This window comes from Luteibacter sp. TLI7-4A (assembly GCF_056754745.1).
The window spans coordinates 1,746,439-1,763,423 of sequence record NZ_JBPGWO010000001.1; the positions used below are offsets into that span (position 1 = coordinate 1,746,439).

14 protein-coding genes are annotated in these 16,985 nt (G+C 62.1%); 7 read left to right on the forward strand and 7 right to left on the reverse strand.

Annotated features, from left to right (window positions below; all coding sequences use genetic code 11):
• Nucleotides 1–11: 11 nt before the first annotated feature.
• Nucleotides 12–1,535, reverse strand: a complete 1,524-nt coding sequence (locus ACR9Y6_RS07700) for an aldehyde dehydrogenase (NADP(+)) (protein ID WP_481280767.1) — start codon at nucleotides 1,533–1,535, stop codon at nucleotides 12–14.
• A 122-nt stretch (nucleotides 1,536–1,657) separates the two neighbouring features.
• Here ACR9Y6_RS07700 and ACR9Y6_RS07705 point away from each other — a divergent pair, with 122 nt between their 5' ends.
• On the forward strand, nucleotides 1,658–2,407 hold the full coding sequence (locus tag ACR9Y6_RS07705; protein ID WP_481280768.1) for a FadR/GntR family transcriptional regulator: 750 nt from the start codon (nucleotides 1,658–1,660) through the stop codon (nucleotides 2,405–2,407).
• 32 nt (nucleotides 2,408–2,439) lie between these two features.
• On the opposite strand, the gene mmsB is transcribed toward ACR9Y6_RS07705, so the two are convergent.
• The 3 genes from mmsB to chvE are packed head-to-tail and all read right to left on the reverse strand — an operon-like array spanning nucleotide 2,440 to nucleotide 6,330.
• Nucleotides 2,440–3,645 (reverse strand): multiple monosaccharide ABC transporter permease, encoded by a 1,206-nt coding sequence (mmsB, locus tag ACR9Y6_RS07710; protein WP_481280769.1) that lies wholly within the window; start codon nucleotides 3,643–3,645, stop codon nucleotides 2,440–2,442.
• The gene (gene mmsA / locus ACR9Y6_RS07715) at nucleotides 3,629–5,185 is read right to left on the reverse strand and encodes a multiple monosaccharide ABC transporter ATP-binding protein (protein ID WP_481280770.1); all 1,557 of its coding nucleotides are present in this window, start codon (nucleotides 5,183–5,185) and stop codon (nucleotides 3,629–3,631) included. The genes mmsB and mmsA overlap by 17 nt, the downstream gene beginning before the upstream one ends.
• Nucleotides 5,186–5,202: 17 nt before the next feature.
• Nucleotides 5,203–6,330 (reverse strand): multiple monosaccharide ABC transporter substrate-binding protein, encoded by a 1,128-nt coding sequence (chvE, locus tag ACR9Y6_RS07720; protein ID WP_481280771.1) that lies wholly within the window; start codon nucleotides 6,328–6,330, stop codon nucleotides 5,203–5,205.
• 195 nt (nucleotides 6,331–6,525) lie between these two features.
• Here chvE and ACR9Y6_RS07725 point away from each other — a divergent pair, with 195 nt between their 5' ends.
• Nucleotides 6,526–8,319 (forward strand): IlvD/Edd family dehydratase, encoded by a 1,794-nt coding sequence (locus ACR9Y6_RS07725; RefSeq protein ID WP_481280772.1) that lies wholly within the window; start codon nucleotides 6,526–6,528, stop codon nucleotides 8,317–8,319.
• A gap of 15 nt (nucleotides 8,320–8,334) precedes the next feature.
• On the opposite strand, the gene ACR9Y6_RS07730 is transcribed toward ACR9Y6_RS07725, so the two are convergent.
• Nucleotides 8,335–8,988 carry a TetR/AcrR family transcriptional regulator gene (locus ACR9Y6_RS07730; RefSeq protein WP_481280773.1) on the reverse strand — a complete coding sequence of 218 codons (654 nt, stop codon included), beginning with the start codon at nucleotides 8,986–8,988 and terminating at the stop codon, nucleotides 8,335–8,337.
• Nucleotides 8,989–9,074: 86 nt separating this feature from the next.
• Between ACR9Y6_RS07730 and ACR9Y6_RS07735 the strand changes: the two genes are divergently transcribed.
• Nucleotides 9,075–9,809, forward strand: coding sequence for an SDR family oxidoreductase (locus ACR9Y6_RS07735; RefSeq protein ID WP_481280774.1), 735 nt, complete (start codon nucleotides 9,075–9,077; stop codon nucleotides 9,807–9,809).
• Here the strand turns inward: ACR9Y6_RS07735 and ACR9Y6_RS07740 are convergent, their stop codons facing one another.
• Nucleotides 9,810–10,532 (reverse strand): hypothetical protein, encoded by a 723-nt coding sequence (locus ACR9Y6_RS07740; protein ID WP_481280775.1) that lies wholly within the window; start codon nucleotides 10,530–10,532, stop codon nucleotides 9,810–9,812.
• A 314-nt stretch (nucleotides 10,533–10,846) separates the two neighbouring features.
• Between ACR9Y6_RS07740 and ACR9Y6_RS07745 the strand changes: the two genes are divergently transcribed.
• Complete coding sequence (locus tag ACR9Y6_RS07745) at nucleotides 10,847–11,692, forward strand: hypothetical protein (protein ID WP_481280776.1); 846 nt, start codon at nucleotides 10,847–10,849, stop codon at nucleotides 11,690–11,692.
• Between the two features lie 69 nt (nucleotides 11,693–11,761).
• Here the strand turns inward: ACR9Y6_RS07745 and ACR9Y6_RS07750 are convergent, their stop codons facing one another.
• Complete coding sequence (locus ACR9Y6_RS07750; RefSeq protein ID WP_481280777.1) at nucleotides 11,762–12,220, reverse strand: Hsp20 family protein; 459 nt, start codon at nucleotides 12,218–12,220, stop codon at nucleotides 11,762–11,764.
• A gap of 288 nt (nucleotides 12,221–12,508) precedes the next feature.
• Here ACR9Y6_RS07750 and ACR9Y6_RS07755 point away from each other — a divergent pair, with 288 nt between their 5' ends.
• The 3 genes from ACR9Y6_RS07755 (at nucleotide 12,509) to ACR9Y6_RS07765 (ending at nucleotide 16,881) form a co-directional block, all read left to right on the forward strand.
• Entirely contained in the window at nucleotides 12,509–12,706 is a 198-nt protein-coding gene (locus tag ACR9Y6_RS07755) for a hypothetical protein (protein WP_481280778.1), read from the forward strand.
• A 113-nt stretch (nucleotides 12,707–12,819) separates the two neighbouring features.
• A complete protein-coding gene (locus ACR9Y6_RS07760; RefSeq protein ID WP_481280779.1) occupies nucleotides 12,820–13,473 on the forward strand; it encodes a DUF6766 family protein in 654 nt (217 codons plus the stop codon).
• 378 nt (nucleotides 13,474–13,851) lie between these two features.
• Nucleotides 13,852–16,881, forward strand: coding sequence for a TonB-dependent receptor (locus ACR9Y6_RS07765; RefSeq protein ID WP_481280780.1), 3,030 nt, complete (start codon nucleotides 13,852–13,854; stop codon nucleotides 16,879–16,881).
• Nucleotides 16,882–16,985 lie beyond the last annotated feature (104 nt).

Consider the following 16,985-nt stretch of genomic DNA (forward strand, 5'->3'; position numbering starts at 1 on the left):
GAAGACGGGATTCAGGCGGCCGGTATACCGTTGACGAGCCGCGGCAGGCCAGCGTCGTCGCGCAGCACGGCGGGCAACAAGGCCGGCGGGAAGTTCTGGTACGACACCGGGCGCAGGAACCGATCGATGGCGAGGCTGCCGACCGATGTCGAACGCCCGTCGGACGTCGCGGGGAACGGTCCGCCGTGCACCATGGCGTGGGTGACTTCGACGCCGGTCGGCCAGCCGTTGACGACGATGCGTCCGCACTTGCGTTCCAGCAGCGGGACCAGCCGGGCCGCCAATGCGGTATCGCCATCGTCCATCTGCAACGTCATCGTCAGCTGCCCCTCGCATGCCGCGACGACTGCGCGAAGTTCGGTTTCGTCGGCACAGCGAACCAGCAGGGACGAGGCACCGAAGACTTCGTGCGCGAGCGCCTTGTCGGCGAGGAACGCCTTGCCGCTGGTGGAGAAGAACGCAGCGCGCCCGGCGCTCGCGCTTTCGGTAGCCGGGCCTTGTGCCAGGGCCGTCACCTCGCTGTGTTTACGAAGCGCCTCGACCGATGTCTCGTACGCATGGTGGATCGCGGGCGTCAGCATGGTTTGCGGAGGTGCCTCGGACACCACGCGGCTGGCGGCCGACACGAACGCGTCCAGGCCTTCCCCTTCGATCGCCAGGAGCAAGCCGGGGTTGGTACAGAACTGTCCGGCGCCCATCGTCAACGAACCGACGAAGGCGGTGCCCATGGCTTCCCCGCGTGCACGCAGCGCCTCCGGCAATAGCAGTACCGGATTGACGCTCGACATCTCCGCGAACACAGGGATGGGGATCTCCCGTGCCTGTGCCAGTTTGACGAGCGCCAGGCCGCCGGCACGCGAGCCGGTGAATCCCACCGCGGCGATCGCCGGATCGGTGACCAAGGCCACTCCCAGTTCGATCCCCGGGCCGGTGAGGTTCGCGAATACGCCGGACGGGAGGCCGCTCGCCTTCACGGCCTTGTGGATGGCATCCGCGACCAAGGCTCCCGTGGCGGGATGCGCGGGATGACCCTTGACGACGACGGGACAGCCTGCGGCGAGCGCCGATGCCGTATCGCCACCGGCCGTGGAAAACGCCAACGGGAAATTCGACGCACCGAACACGGCGACCGGCCCCAGGGGAATCCTGCGCAGCCGCAAATCGGCACGCGCGGACGGTGTCTCCCCAGCGGGGACGGGGTCGACGCGCAGCCCCATCCAGTCGCCGCGCCTGAGCACGCCGGCGAACAACCTCAGTTGGCCGACCGTGCGGCCGCGCTCGCCCTCCAGGCGCGCGCGCGGCAATCCGCTTTCGCGCATGGCGGTGACGATGAGCTCGTCACCCAGGGCGAGGATTTCCTCGCCGATGCGTTCCAGGAACGCCGCCCGGTCACCGGCATCTGTCGTACGATAAACATCGAAGGCCGCCTCGGCGGCCGCACAGGCGGACCTGACCTCGGCCATACCGTCCGGCGTGAACGCAGGGCCGAAAGGCTGCCCGGTCGCCGCTTCCACCGAGCGGAAAGTACTCTGCATCCCGCCTGTCTTCTCATCGTTCGACATGTGCTGCGCCACGATAATTACTCAGACAATTAGGTTAAGGCGGTTATGCTGGTTTTGCAATGCCAAGCGGTCGATGGCCAGGAAGGAATGAGCACGTGAGCAAGACGACGACGCCGACAGTACCGATCGAACGCGAACGCCAGCCGCGCGGTACCGGTCGACGCCTGTACGGCGCCATCGCGAACAAGCTGGGCGCCGCGATTCTCTCCGGTGAATACCAGCCGGGCGACGTACTCTCCGGCGAAGTGGTTTTTTCCGAGCAGCTGGACGTTTCGCGAACGGCCTACCGCGAGGCGATCCAGGCACTGGCTGCCAAAGGCCTGGTCGAAAGCCGGCCAAAGGCCGGTACGCGCGTGTTGCCCCGGAGCCGCTGGAACCTGCTCGATCCCGAGGTGTTGGGTTGGGCATTCACCGGGCAGCCCGACATCGGCTTCATTCGAAGCCTGTTCGAACTCCGCGCCATCGTGGAGCCCGCCGCCGCCGCACTGGCCGCGGAGCGACGCGACAACGAGGCACTCAAGACCATGCGCGACGCCCTGGCCCGCATGACCCGCCATACCCTCGCCACCGAGGCCGGCCGCACGGCCGACCGTGACTTCCACAGCGCGATCCTGCATGCCACCGGCAACGATGCGCTCATCGTGTTGAATGCGAGTATCTGTGCCGCCGTCAGCTGGACGACACAGTTCAAGCAACGCCAGCGCACCCTGCCCCGCAATCCCATCCCGGACCATCGCCGGGTGCTCGTCGCCATCGCCGATCGCGACCCGGCCGCCGCCAGCGAAGCGATGCGCGTACTCGTGGAACTGGCGCTGGAAGACACGCGGCAGGCGATGCAACCGTAAGCCGCACCGCTGACCGCCCGCCTCAGCGGGGCCTAGCGACCTCCGACGCGGCGCTTGTTGTAGACGTCGAACGCGACGGCCGCCAACAGCACCAGCCCCTTGATCAGCGACTGGTATTCCGTGCCGACGCCGAGGATCGACATGCCGTTGTTGAGCAGGCCGATGATGAGGCCACCGATGATCGCGCCGGTCACCGTGCCGATACCGCCGGTCACGGCGGCGCCACCGATGAACACGGCGGCGATCGCGTCGAGTTCGAAACCCGTGCCGGCGCTCGGGCTCGCCAGGTTCAGCTGGGCGGTGAAGACCAGCCCGGCGAGCGCGGAGATGACTCCCATGTTCACGAACAGCAGGAAGGTGACGCGCTTGGTTTTCACGCCCGAAAGGGCCGCCGCGTTGAGGTTGCCACCGATCGCGTAGACATGGCGCCCGAAAACCGACCGCGCCATGATCGCCGCATACGCGACGATCAGCACGCCCAGGATCACCAGGACAATCGGCGTGCCGTTATAGCTGGCCAGCAGGAACGCCATGCAACCGATCAGGAAGACCGAGAAGGCCAGCTTGAGGATGAAATACCAGAGCGGCTCGGACTCCAGTCCGTAGGTATGCCGCACCATCCGCTGACGCAACGAGCCATAGAGCAGCACGAGCGCCGCGACAGCCCCCAGGATGAGCGTGAGTGGCTCGTATCCGCTGGTGCCGAACGCCGGCAGGAACCCGGAACCCATCCGGCGGAACGCTTCCGGGAAGGGCGAAATCTGCTGGTTTTGCAGCGCGATCTGCGCGGCTCCGCGAAACAGCAACATGCCCGCCAACGTGACGATAAACGCGGGAATCCTGAAATAGGCGATCCAGAAACCCTGCCATGCGCCGACGACGCCACCGATGACCAGGCAGAGCACGATCGCCGCCGGCCAGGGGATGTGCCACTGCGTGATCATGACGCCGGCCATCGCCCCCACGAAGGCCACGAGCGAACCGACCGACAGGTCGATGTGGCCCGCGATGATCACCATGACCATGCCGATGGCAAGGATCAGGATGTAGCTGTTCTGGATGACCAGGTTCGATACGTTGATCGGCCGGAGCGTGATGCCACCGGTCGCGAACTGGAAGAACAGCACGATCACGATCAGCGCACTGAACAGGCCGACCTGGCGAAGCTGTCCCGCCAGGTATTTCAGCGCGGTCTTCGTCGCACTGGGCGGTGGCGTCAATTCATTGGAGGTTGTCACTGGCGCCCCGCTCCCGTTCTCTTGTCATGTGCTGCATAAGGATTTCGGCGGTCGCTTCGGATCGCGGGATATCCGCCGTGATACGGCCCTCGGCGAGGGTGTAGATACGATCGCAGACGCCCAGGAGTTCGGGGAGTTCCGACGAGATCATGATGATGCCTTTGCCCTCGTCGGCGAGCCGGTTGATGATGGCGTAGATCTCGTACTTGGCGCCCACGTCGATGCCACGGGTCGGCTCATCGAGGATCAGCACATCCGGGTCGGCATACATCCACTTGGACAACACGACCTTCTGCTGGTTACCGCCCGACAATTTCCCGGTGATCGAGGACACGCTGGGCGCCTTGATCTTGAGCGACTTGAGGTACTCGCCCGCCACGGTGGCCTCTTTATGCCCATCGACGAAACCGAACAGGCCCGCGAGCTTGCCCAGGGCCGAGCCCGATGTATTGCGGGTGATGTCGTCGATGAGGTTCAACCCATAGCGCTTGCGATCTTCCGTGGCATACGCCACGCCGTTCCTGATCGCCTTCGGCACGGTGCTCATGTCGATCTCGACACCGCGCTTGAACACCTTGCCGCTGATCTTCACGCCGTAGCTCTTCCCGAACACGCTCATCGCGAGCTCGGTCCGTCCTGCCCCCATCAACCCGGCGATGCCGACGATTTCTCCCGCCCGCACGCGGAGGCTGGCGTCGGTGATGATCTGCCGGGTGACGTCGATCGGGTGAAAGACGTTCCAGTTCTCGATGCGTAGAAGCTCTTCGCCGATGTTCGGCGTGTGCTCCGGATACCGGCTTTCCAGTTCGCGCCCGACCATGCCCTTGATGATCCGTTCTTCGGAGACGTGGTCCGCCTGCATGTCGAGCGTCTCGATCGTACGGCCGTCGCGGATGATCGTCACTTCGTTGGCGATCGCCTCGATCTCGTTGAGCTTGTGGCTGATGATGATCGAGGTGATGCCCTGCGCCTGGAGCTGCTTGATCAACCCGAGCAGGTGCGCCGAATCGGCATCGTTCAGGGCCGCGGTGGGCTCATCGAGAATGAGCAACTTCACCCGTTTGGACAAGGCCTTCGCGATTTCCACCAGCTGCTGCTGGCCGACGCCGAGGTCGGTGATCTTGGTGACCGGGTTGTTCTTCAGCCCTACCCGCTCGAGCAGCTTCGCGGCTTCCAGGTTGGTCTTGTTCCAGTCGATCCACCCACGCGTCTGCTGCTCGTTGCCGAGGAAGATGTTCTCGGCGATGGAAAGATACGGGCTGAGCGCAAGCTCCTGATGGATGATGACGATACCGGCCGCTTCGGAATCGTTGATGCTCCTGAAGTCGACCGGCTGGCCCTCGAAGACGATCTGTCCGTCGAACGTCCCAGCGGGATATACCCCGCTGAGAACCTTCATGAGCGTCGACTTGCCGGCACCGTTCTCGCCACAGATGGCGTGGACATGGCCACGCTTCACTCCCAGCGACACATCCTGCAATGCCTTGACACCTGGAAACGCCTTCGTGATGCCCCGCATCTCGAGAATATGATCGGTCACGTGCCCTCCAGCGCGTCTTACTGCAGCTGCGCCGGGGTGTAGTAACCGCTATCGACAAGCACTTCCTTATAGTTCGCCTTGGTGACCACGGTCGGCTGGAACAGGTAGGTCGGGACGACCACGACCTTGTTGTTGTACGTCTTGTCGTCGTTCGTTTCCGGCTTCTTGCCGGTCAGCAGGTCGTTGGTCATCACGGCCGCCTGGTCGGCGAGCTTGCGCGTGTCCTTGTAGATCGTGGAGTACTGCTGGCCCGCGATGATCGACTTGACCGAGGCCGCCTCCGCATCCTGCCCGGTGATGATCGGCAGCGGTTTCGCGGCGCCGCCGTAGCCCGCACCCTGCAAGGCGGAGATGATGCCGATCGACATGCCGTCGTACGGAGAGAGCACGCCATCGACATTGGCGCCGTCCGAATAGGACTTGGCGACCAGGTTCTGCATGCGCGCCTTCGCCGTCGCCGGATCCCACTGCAGGGTGGCCACCTGGGTGAAGCCGGTCTGGCCGCTCTTGATGACGATGGAGCCGTCGTCGATGTACGGCTTGAGCGTGTCCATCGCGCCGTTGTAGAAGAACGTGGCGTTGTTGTCGTCGGGGCTACCGGCGAACAGCTCGACGTTCAACGGCCCCTTCTTGTCGGTCTTCTTGCCATTCGCATCGAGGAAGCCCAGGCCGGTAAGCAGGCTGTTGGCCTGGTCGACGCCGACCTTATAGTTGTCGAACGACACGTAGTAATCGACGTTCTTGCTACCGGTAAGGAGGCGGTCGTAGGAAATGACCTTGATGCCGGCTTTTGCCGCGGCATCGAGCTGGTCGCTGAGCGAGCCACCGTCGATCGACGCGATGACCAGCACCTTGGCACCCTTGGTGATCATGTTGCTGACCTGGAGCACCTGCTGCGGGATCTTGTTGTCGGCGTACTCGAGATCGACCTTGTAGCCGAGCTTCTCCAGATCCTCCTTGACGGCGTTGCCATCCTTGATCCAGCGCTCGGAGACCTTGGTGGGCATGGCGACACCGACCAGGGCGCCCTTGTTGTCCGATGACGAGGCGGCGGTGTCGCCGTTGCCACGCCCGCCGGAACAAGCCGCGAGCGAGAAGGCGAAGCCGACGGCCGCGAGGCCGATATACAGGTTGCGTGCGTTCACTTTGGAATACCTTTCGGTTGAGTGCTGGAAATTACCCGTCTTTCCGAAAACGTCTTTACCGCCGCGTATCTCATCGATTATCTTGTCTGAGTAATAGACTATCGGCGCACTGATCGCGCGTCAACGACCGCCGCTCGACTGTACCCCCAAGTGCCGAACGGCTTCCTGCCTGTCTCCAGAGAACTCCCGCTCGCCATGACACAGCCCCCCTCTCCGCTTCGTTCCCGCGCCTGGTTCGACAATCTCGAAAACATCGACATGACCGCGCTGTACCTGGAGCGGTATCTCAACTTCGGCCTGTCGCTGGAAGAGTTGCGCTCGGGCAAGCCGATCATCGGCATCGCCCAGACGGGCAGCGATCTTTCGCCATGCAACCGCCATCACGTCGTGCTTGCCGAACGCGTTCGTGAAGGTATTCGCGAAGCGGGCGGCATCGCGCTGGAGTTCCCGGTGCATCCGATCCAGGAAACAGGAAAGCGCCCCACCGCCGGCCTCGATCGCAACCTGGCGTACCTGTCCCTGGTCGAAGTGCTGCATGGTTATCCCATCGACGGCGTGGTGTTGACGATCGGTTGCGACAAGACCACGCCAGCCTGCCTCATGGCGGCGGCCACCGTGAACATCCCGGCCATCGCGCTTTCGGTCGGCCCCATGCTAAACGGCTGGCACAAGGGCGAACGCACCGGCTCGGGAACGATCGTCTGGAAAGCGCGCGAGTTGTTGGCTACCGGCGCCATCGACAAGGAAGGCTTCATCAAGCTGGTCGCCTCGTCCGCGCCATCGACAGGCTATTGCAACACGATGGGAACGGCGACGACGATGAACAGCCTGGCCGAAGCCCTCGGCATGCAGCTGCCGGGCGCCGCGGCGATCCCCGCGCCCTACCGCGACCGTCAGGAAGTCGCCTATTTCACCGGCAAGCGCATCGTCGAGATGGTCGCGGAAGATCTCAAACCCTCCGACATCCTCACCCGCGAAGCATTCCTCAATGCCATCGTGGTCAACTCGGCCATCGGCGGATCGACCAACGCGCCCATCCACCTCGCAGCCATCGCCCGTCACATGGGCGTGGAACTGACGATCGACGACTGGCAGACGCACGGCCACAAGGTGCCGTTGATGGTCAACCTGCAACCGGCCGGGGAATACCTCGGCGAGGACTTCTACCACGCCGGCGGCGTACCCGCGGTGGTGGGCGAGTTGCTCAGGCAGGGCCTGATCCACGAAGGCGCGATGACGGCCAACGGCAAGTCCATCGGTGAGAACTGCCGCGATGCGACCATCGAGGACGAGCGCGTCATCCGCCCGTTCACTCGTCCCCTGAAGGAAGATGCCGGATTCATCGTGTTGCGCGGCAACCTGTTCGACAGCGCCATCATGAAAACCAGCGTCATCAGCCCGGAGTTTCGCGAACGCTATCTCAGCCGTCCCGAGGACCCCGAAGCGTTCGAAGGCCCGGCGGTCGTCTTCGACGGCCCGGAGGATTATCACCACCGCATCGACGACCCCTCGCTCGGCATCACCACCGACACCTTGCTCTTCATGCGCGGCGCGGGCCCGGTGGGCTACCCGGGTTCCGCGGAAGTGGTAAACATGCGGCCGCCGGCCTATCTCATCCGCGAAGGCGTGCACGCGCTGCCTTGCATCGGTGACGGTCGCCAATCGGGCACCTCGGGTTCGCCCTCCATTCTCAACGCGAGCCCCGAGGCCGCGGTGATGGGGGGACTGGCGCTGATCCGCACCGGGGATCGCGTCCGCATCGACCTCGGCAGGGGCACGGCCAATGTATTGATCAGCGACGAGGAACTGGCCGAGCGCCGCCGAGCGCTGGCCGAAGCGGGCGGCTACCGCTATCCGGCATCGCAGACGCCGTGGCAGGAGATCCAGCGCAGCATCGTCGGACAGATGGAAACCGGCGCCATCCTCGAAGGTGCGGAGAAATACCAGCAGATCGCGCAGACGAAGGGGCTCCCGCGGGACAGTCACTGACCGGCCAGGCAAGCGCTAACCGGTCGACACGCCCTTGGTGTTCGGCCGGCTTCGCGAAGCTTCCACCAGATAAGCACGCGACATGACGGGCAGCTGCGCCCGTAGTATCGCCAGGGATGCAGGCGAGCCATCTTTCTCCAGTACGGCTTGCACCGTGCCGACGAGCATGGAACGCAATGCGAACGTCACGGTCTCGACGTCGTCGAACACGGCATCCGATGCCGTGGCGAGCAGCTGCGCGATGGCCCGATCGGTACGGCCGACCACATCGGCGATGAGGTCGGCCGTATCCAGTTCGGCGGCGACCACATACAAGGTCCGCGAGCCAGGAAGGTGGCGCAGTTTCGCATCGAGGTACGCGCGGCACAGGCCATCCGAGATCTCCCGCAGGGGCGCGCCCTCGTATCGCACGCATGCCTCCTGCATGGCGATCACCACATCGCCAAGGTACTGATCGAGCACCGCGTACAGCAAGGCCTGCTTGTGCGGGAAATACTGGTACATCGTGCCCACGGAGACCCCGGCCCGCTGCGCCACGCGCGTGGTCGTGAGCCGGGCGATGCCATCGGATAGCAAAACCTGAAACGTCGCCTCGAAAATCGCCGCCACGGTCGCCGTCGAGCGGGCCTGGCGCGGGGATTTACGGGGCTTCAGGGACTCGGAAGGCACGACGGTCATATGCGAATGTAAAAACCGAAGGATGATTCATAAATTAACTCATAGCGCCAACCACCACTACTCCACAAGGAAACGCCATGAGTAACGCAGACCGTCGCATCTCCCTCGTCACCGGTGCCAACAAGGGCATCGGTCTTGAAGTCGCCCGCCAGCTTGGCAAGGCCGGTCATCGTGTCCTGCTCGGCGCACGAGACGAAACACGTGGCCGTGAAGCGGCGAAAACCCTTCAGGCCGAAGGCATCGACGTGCGCTTCGTGGCCGTGGATCTCACAAACCCCAACTCGCTGACGGCCGCCGCCGCCGACATCGAGGCCAACGAAGGCCGCGTCGACGTCCTCGTCAACAACGCCGCCATCGCGTTGCAGAACGACGGCCTGCCGGGAACGGTCGACCTGGACGCCGTGCGCCGGACATTCGAAACCAACTTCTTCGGCACCGTCGCCGTTACACAGGCACTCTTGCCGCTGCTGAAGAAATCCACTTCCGGCCGCATCGTCAACGTCTCCAGCGGTCTCGGTTCCATCACCCTGAACAACGACCCGGCCTGGGAGTTCGCCGCGGTCAAGTTCCTTGGCTACAACGGCTCGAAGGCCGCACTGAATATGTTCACGGTGTTGCTGGCAGCCGAACTGAAGGAATACGGGATCAAGGTGAACGCCGCCGATCCCGGCTACACCGCCACCGACCTGAACGGCCATAGCGGCCACCAGACTATCCCTGAAGGTGCCGCTGAAGCCATCCGCCTCGCCCTGCTCCCGGACGACGGCCCGACCGGTGGGTTCTTCAACTCCGATGGTGCGGAACCCTGGTAATCAGAAGCTCAATCCCAATGGCTTGTCGCACTTATATTCCTGGTCGATCTTCGTCACGACATCGGATGAGATATGCCGCGCGATTCGTTCTTCCGGGCTGAGGCTTCTCCATACCTCGATGTCGATGCAATGACGATTGGTAACCCCAAATAGACGTTGCGTATTTCGCATCAATCCACCCACACCCTGATTCATCGGGTCGGTCAATTGAATGCCTGGCACGCGCCGTCGATCAGATCCAGGTACGCCACGAATGTTGCCCGAGCTTTCGGCGTTAAGCAATCGCTCCTGGAATCCTCCATCGCCGGTACCCGCTCCGTTGCGAGCGGGTTCGGCAGCCGGCGTTGGCTGGCGAGATACGGAAGATGCATTCGCAGCGACCGTGCCACCGAGTACTTGTTCATAACGCGTGGCCGGCTGATGAACCATTCCCATGGGAGACGCCTTTTCCGCGACGAGTTTGCCGCGTCGTAGATCCGTCAACGTCTTGATCGTGGCGGGTATCGACGCCAGGGCATGCGCAGGAAGCGCCATCCGTGGATATATGAATCGCAATTGCAGAGCTCCCGTGGTTCTTTCCGAAGCCGATAGTTCGTCGGGACGATTGACTCCGGGCCGAAGCAAAAGCATTAGCAAACCGAGATGGCAACTTATCGCCACGACCCATGCCGCGATTCGGCGCACCGATTCGTGCGAGGCATCCCATTTCAGCTTTTCTGCCATCACGGCCCGCCTCTCCACTTGGCAACATTTATGCCATTGGCCTGCACTGACCATTTCGCCACGAAGGATGGCAGGGCGTTACCGACAAGTCATGCCAGATCGGCGTCGCTTCGACCTGACTAGCCGTGGAAGGTTCCTTGGGGGGCGACGAATGAAGTTCGAAGCGTGGTCGAGCATGTAGAACTTCCATAGAGGAACCCGCGCCTTGGGCGGAACCAGCGTTCAAGCTCCTCGCAATGTGGCCGATATGAAGGATCTGTGCCGCCTTCATCCGACAAGTGGTACAGACCCTCTCCATATGCGACGAAGACGGAATGAACCAGATCGCAAAACGTGTACTGGGCGTGCTCGGAACCATTGGCGGCATCGCTGCCACCTATCACGTCGCAAAGATCACCGGTCAGTTCGATCGCGCCGAGCCGGCCGTCGCCATCGCCCGAGACAACTTACAGCCGGGTGAAACGTCCCATGTCTTCGTTGCCATCGATCCCCGTATCGATCAGCAGGACGTCGTCTATTTTCCTGTCCGCCTGATGGTCCGCAATGATGGCGACAAGCTGTTGAACAACCTCCTGCTTGGCCTCGCCTATGAAAAGCGTTCGAACTACACGGCAATCGATGTCGAATCGTTCATAACGGTTCATGGGGCGCAAACCCGGGACGGATCGGCGCATGAGCACAACTCCGACGAGACCACCGACTACTCCAATTTCACGCTCAAGACGCTTAATCCGAAAGACGAATTCACCTTTTCGGAAGGCGCACAGTTCTACCAGGACGTTTCACCAGCGTCATTCTTCGAAATGACCATGCTCAGATCCGAAGTCAAAGTGGCGCTGACGGCCGACAATGAAAAGCGCCTCGACTATACGGTCAGTTATCGTGGCGTTCGTGCATATGGCTGCGATGAACTCGTCAAGCGATACGAAATCCAGTACGCAAAGTATTCCGTCATATCCATGCGCGACAACGCCTCCTTCTTTTCATACCTGTGGCATCTTCTGCGAGACACCGACACCACGATCGATTACCTGATCTGCCCCAAGTACGAATCTACCGTGGTCGACGGCAAGACGTTCTGGATTCCCGTGAAAGACGACCGCGAAGTGATGCAGGTCTCGTTCAAGCCCTACCTCTGGTCGCTTCTGTTCGATCAATAAAGGCCCACGGCATCCCTGCCGTGGGCCTCGTCCTTGGGTGGTTTGTACCGGGCGATGCCGGCGGTGATATCAGGCGGCGTCGCTATGCAGTTGACGCACGGTTTCCGTGCCACGATTGATCTCGATGCGGCGAGGCTTCATGGCCTCGGGAATCTCGCGCTTCAGATCTATCGAGAGCAGGCCATTGGCAAGGCGCGCGCCGGTCACCCGCACATGCTCGGCCAGTTCGAATCGCCGGCTGAAGGCCCGGGTCGCGATCCCGCGATGCAGGTATTCGCCCTCGGCTTCGGCCTTGTGCTCACCGCTGACGATAAGCATGTTCGACTGGGTCGAGATGTTCAGCTCATCCTCCGTGAATCCCGCCACCGCCATGGTGATGCGATACGAATCTTCGTCGAGCTTGACGGAATCGAACGGCGGATAGTTGTCTCCCTGCTGCGAGCGCGAAGCGGATTCGAGCAGTTCGAACACGCGGTCGAAGCCGATGCTCGAACGCAGGAGCGGGGAATAATCGAGAAGAGTACGCATGGCCATATCCTCATGAATAAGCAACATGGATGGGTTCTCTTGCCCACCCTCCCGGGTGGACAGGCTGGCCCCGAAGCGGCCAGCGATGCGTAACTAGGGATGCCTCGCTCCATTTCAAGCCGGCACATTCAGAATTTGTTTAGCCATCCATACAGGCTGCTTCACCGATGTCGTCACACCCTTGATGATGAGGCCACGACGGCTTTAACGACCGGGTGGAATGCTGCCCGCGTCGTCGGCGGAACCTGTCGCAGGCGGCAATCACCTTTTCTTGTGGAGGACCCGAAAATGGCAAATTCCGGCAACACCAACCGCAACGCCCCCGGCAGGGGCGGCGACCAGGCAAGCCACGAGCAACACGTCAAGGCAGGCCAGCAATCGCACAAGAACACGGGCGGACAGCAGCAGTCGTCCGAAAGCTCCATGAGGGGCGGTTCGAGCGAACAGCACGCCAAGGCTGGCCAACAAAGCCACAAGAACCAGTAACCGTCTAAACCACGAAACGGAAGAAGGCGCGATCTCCGCGCCTTCTTCCTGCCCGGCCACCCCGCCTTCACGCGACGGCCTGAATGCTTCGGTCATTTCACCGGAGCAACGATATGAAGGACTCGTTCTTCAAGCGCAACGGGTTGAGCATCGTCGTCGGCCTGATGATGCTGGCGACGTGGGGCGCGCAGGCCATCACGGGCCATGCCGCGCATAACCAGGAACTGGGCGAGCATAGGCTTCCCGACATCGGCTTTGTCGCTTATTTGATGAGCGGCGACTTCTGGTCGGCCACCTGCGAGAACTGGGAGTCCGAGTTCCTCCAGATGGGCCTGTACGTACTGCTCACCGTCTGGCTGCGCCAGAAAGGGTCGGCCGAATCGCGTCCCATGGACGAGAAGGAAGAGGAAAACGAGCCAACTCCCGAACATCTGCAACCCAAGGCATGGCGCCGTGGCGGGATCGTGCGCTGGCTCTACGCCAACTCGCTATCCATCGCGTTCCTTTGCCTGTTCGCCATGAGCTTCGCGGGCCACCTGTTCGGCAGCTGGCGAAAATCCATCGACGAGGCACTGGCACACCACCAGCCGCCCGAGCGGTTGGCCGCCTATATCGTCGATCCCTCGTTCTGGTTCGAGTCTTTCCAGAACTGGCAAAGCGAATTCCTGGCGGTGTTCTCCCTCGTCGTCCTGTCGATCTTTCTTCGCCAGAAGGATTCGCCGCAGTCCAAACCCGTCGACGCACCCAATAGCCGGACAGGAAGTTGACCTGCTAGTAGCGCGCACATGGAACCCATTATGAGGCCGGCAACATCTTTCGATAGGCGGCGCTAATCGAGCATTATCCTGCGACGTGAAATCTACGTGATAGTCTCTTAGATATCAGAGATTTAAATCGTTCATATCGCTTCTTCCGCAATTGCATACGCCCATTCACATCGCAAGTATTGACGACTTCTGAACGATAGTTTTATGTTCGGGCTGCCGTTGACGGGCGACCGAACGGCTTTGGCTTGTTTTCCATCGTTTGAAACATTCGGAAAGAATTTCGAATAGCGAATGGAAATGCTTTCCGAGTGAGACCTTCGGCAACCGCCGATGCGTTACTTGTGGCCCGCTGGGGGCCAACTCTGGGGAGAGCAGTAAATGAATTCACGTGACCTACGGCAGGCGCAAGTCCTGCGTCGTTCCGCACTGGCCTTGGCCCTTGCGGTTGGCCTCGGCGGCACGGGTGCCGTCCTCGCTCAGGCCACCACGGGCGCGATCTTCGGCCAGGCCAGTCCAGGCAGCACGATCCAGGTATCCGGCACGACCGGTGTGACCCGCGAGGTCACGGTCGGTACCGACGGCCGGTACCGCATCGGTAATCTTCCGCTAGGCAGCTATACGGTCAACGTCATGCAGAACGGCCAGGTGGTCGATTCCCGCAAGAACGTCGGCCTGACCGTGGGTGCGGGATCGGAAGTCTCGTTCACCGGGGCTCCCACCGCCACCGGCGCCCAGGCGCTGGAATCGGTCACCGTGACAGCGAATGCGCTACCGCCGATCGATGTCTCCGCGGTGGATTCGCGCACGGTGATCACCTCCGAGCAACTCGCCCGCCTGCCGCTCGGCCGCAACGCGGAAGCCATCGCCCTGCTCGCTCCGGGCGTGAATCCAGGCGCGGGCTTCTTCGGGCGGACCGTCTCGTTCGGTGGCTCGGGCGTATCCGAGAACGCTTACTACATCAACGGCTACAACACGGCCGATCCGCTGCGTAACCTGGGTGGCGTGGGCCTTCCCTATGGCGCCATCGACCAGCAGGAGATCTATACCGGCGGCTACAGCGCGATGTATGGACGCTCCGAAGGCGGCGTGATCAGCCAGGTCGGCAAGCGCGGCACGAACGAATGGCATTTCGGCGCGCAGATCCTGTGGGAGCCGAAGTTCGCTCGCTCGCAGCTGGGCAACCAGTACTTCCCAAGTGCGAACCTGCCCGCGGGCTACGAGTACTCCGACCCCTCGCTGGCCGGCCAGCTCTACCGCAATCGCGTAGGCGACAACCAATGGACACGCACGGTCAGCGCGTACGCCGGCGGTCCGCTGATCAAGGATAAGCTGTACCTGTTCGTCGCCGCGGAAACGGAGAAAACGGAAGGTACCAATACCAATCCCTTTACCACGGCACCAAACGCGACCAACCACTACAAGTGGGATTTGCCGAAGTACTACGCGAAGCTGGACTGGAACATCAACGACAGCAACATCCTCGAACTGACCGGGATCAACTCGGCGGACGAACGCAGCGGCAAGTATTCCACCTTCGACTACGACACACGCGAACACCTGGGCTTCCAGGGACGCTACCCCGACAGCACGAAGACGTCGTCGACCTACGGCATCGCCAAGTACACCAGCTACATCACCGACGACCTGACGTTCTCGGCGACTTACGGAAAGAGCAAGACAACCGACGTCCAGCGCAATCCGGGCGACCTGGGCCTGCCCTTCATCAGCCGTCCGGACCTCCAGGATCCGGCGATCACCGGCGGACAGTCTTTCACCAACACCACGGCCACCACGCAGAAGATCGCGCCGGGCGCGAACAGCAAGACCCACGGCCTGCGTGCCGACCTGGAATGGCAAGTCGGAGATCACCGCGTGACCGGCGGTATCGACAACATGAAGTACACCGCGCAGGACGAAGGCGTGACGACCACGGGCCCGGGCTATTTCTGGGCCTACGGTCACGTGAACGATCCCACCGTCCCACTCGTCCCGGGCCTGGGCGTCGGCCCGACCGGCGGTGACGGCTATTACGCCCGTCGCACGATCTTCATCACGACCACGAGCATGGAAGTCGATCAGAAGGCTTATTACCTGGAAGACAAGTGGCAGATCACCGACAAGTTCCTGTTCACCATCGGTGTGCGCAACGACCGGTTCAAGAACTACAACGACCAGGGTCGCACCTACGTCAACAGCGGAAACCAGTGGGCGCCACGATTGGGCGCTTCATGGGATGTCTTCGGCGACTCCTCGCTGAAGATCTACGGCAACCTCGGCCGTTATTACCTCGCGCTACCGAACAGCGTCGCTATTCGAGGCGCCTCGGCCTCGACCTTTACCAACGAGTACTTCACGTATACCGGCATCGATCCGAACGGCGAACCGACCGGCCTGAGCCCGATCGGTCCCGGCCCGGTATCCTCGAACGGCGAGTACGGTCAGCCCAATGATCCGAAGTCGATCACCGCGACCGACCTCAAGTCGCAGTACCAGGATGAAGCCATCCTCGGCTTCGACAAGACACTGGGTCCCGACTGGGTCACCGGCGCCAAGGTCATGGTCCGCAAGCTGCGTGCGGCGATCGACGATGTCTGCGACACCGCACGGATCGCCGACAAGCTGGCGGCGACCGGCATCGATCCGGACAGCGTCACCATCCCGGGGTGCGTGATCTTCAATCCTGGCCGCTCGAACGAGTTCAGCCTGGCCAACGTCGACGGCAGTGGCCGTACCAAGGTGAAGATGTCCAAGGACGACTGGGGCTTCACCACCGGTGCCAAGCGCAAGTACTACTCACTGGACCTGTACCTGGAACATCCGTTCGATGGCAAGTGGTTCGGCCGCGCCATTTACACCTTCTCGAAGAGCTACGGCAACACGGAAGGCCAGGTGAAGTCGGATATCGGCCAGAACGACATTTCGAAGACGCAGGATTGGGACGCCGCCGCGCTGATGGTGCATAGCAATGGCCTGCTGGCCAACGATCGCAAACACCAGTTCAAGGCCTACGGCTCCTACCAGGTGACCCCGGAATGGCTGCTTTCCGGTTCACTGCGCCTCACCTCCGGCGCGCCGAAGTCCTGTCTCGGCTTCTTCGGCCCGAACGACGACGACCCGATCAGCTACGGCTCGTCGTACCACTCCTGCGCGGGCAAGCTCTATGCACCGGGCGAGCAGCGCATGCCCTGGTTCAAGCAGCTCGATCTGTCGGTCGAATACCGCCCGGCGTTCGCCGACCACAAGCTGGCCTTCGGCCTGCAGGTCTTCAACGTCACCAACGAGCGCAAGCCGCTCCTCAACGACTATGTCTACGAGGACGATCGCTTCACGGTGTCGAACACCTACGGTGCGGGGCTGTACTACCAGACGCCTCGTTATGCCCGCCTGACCGCGAGCTACGATTTCTGAGCTGGGGAATCATTACGGCATCACAACAAAAACCGGGCCAGGGAGGGCCCCTCATTGCAAACTCCCCTCGCCGCCGTGCACAACGGTGGCGTTTTTTTTAAGGA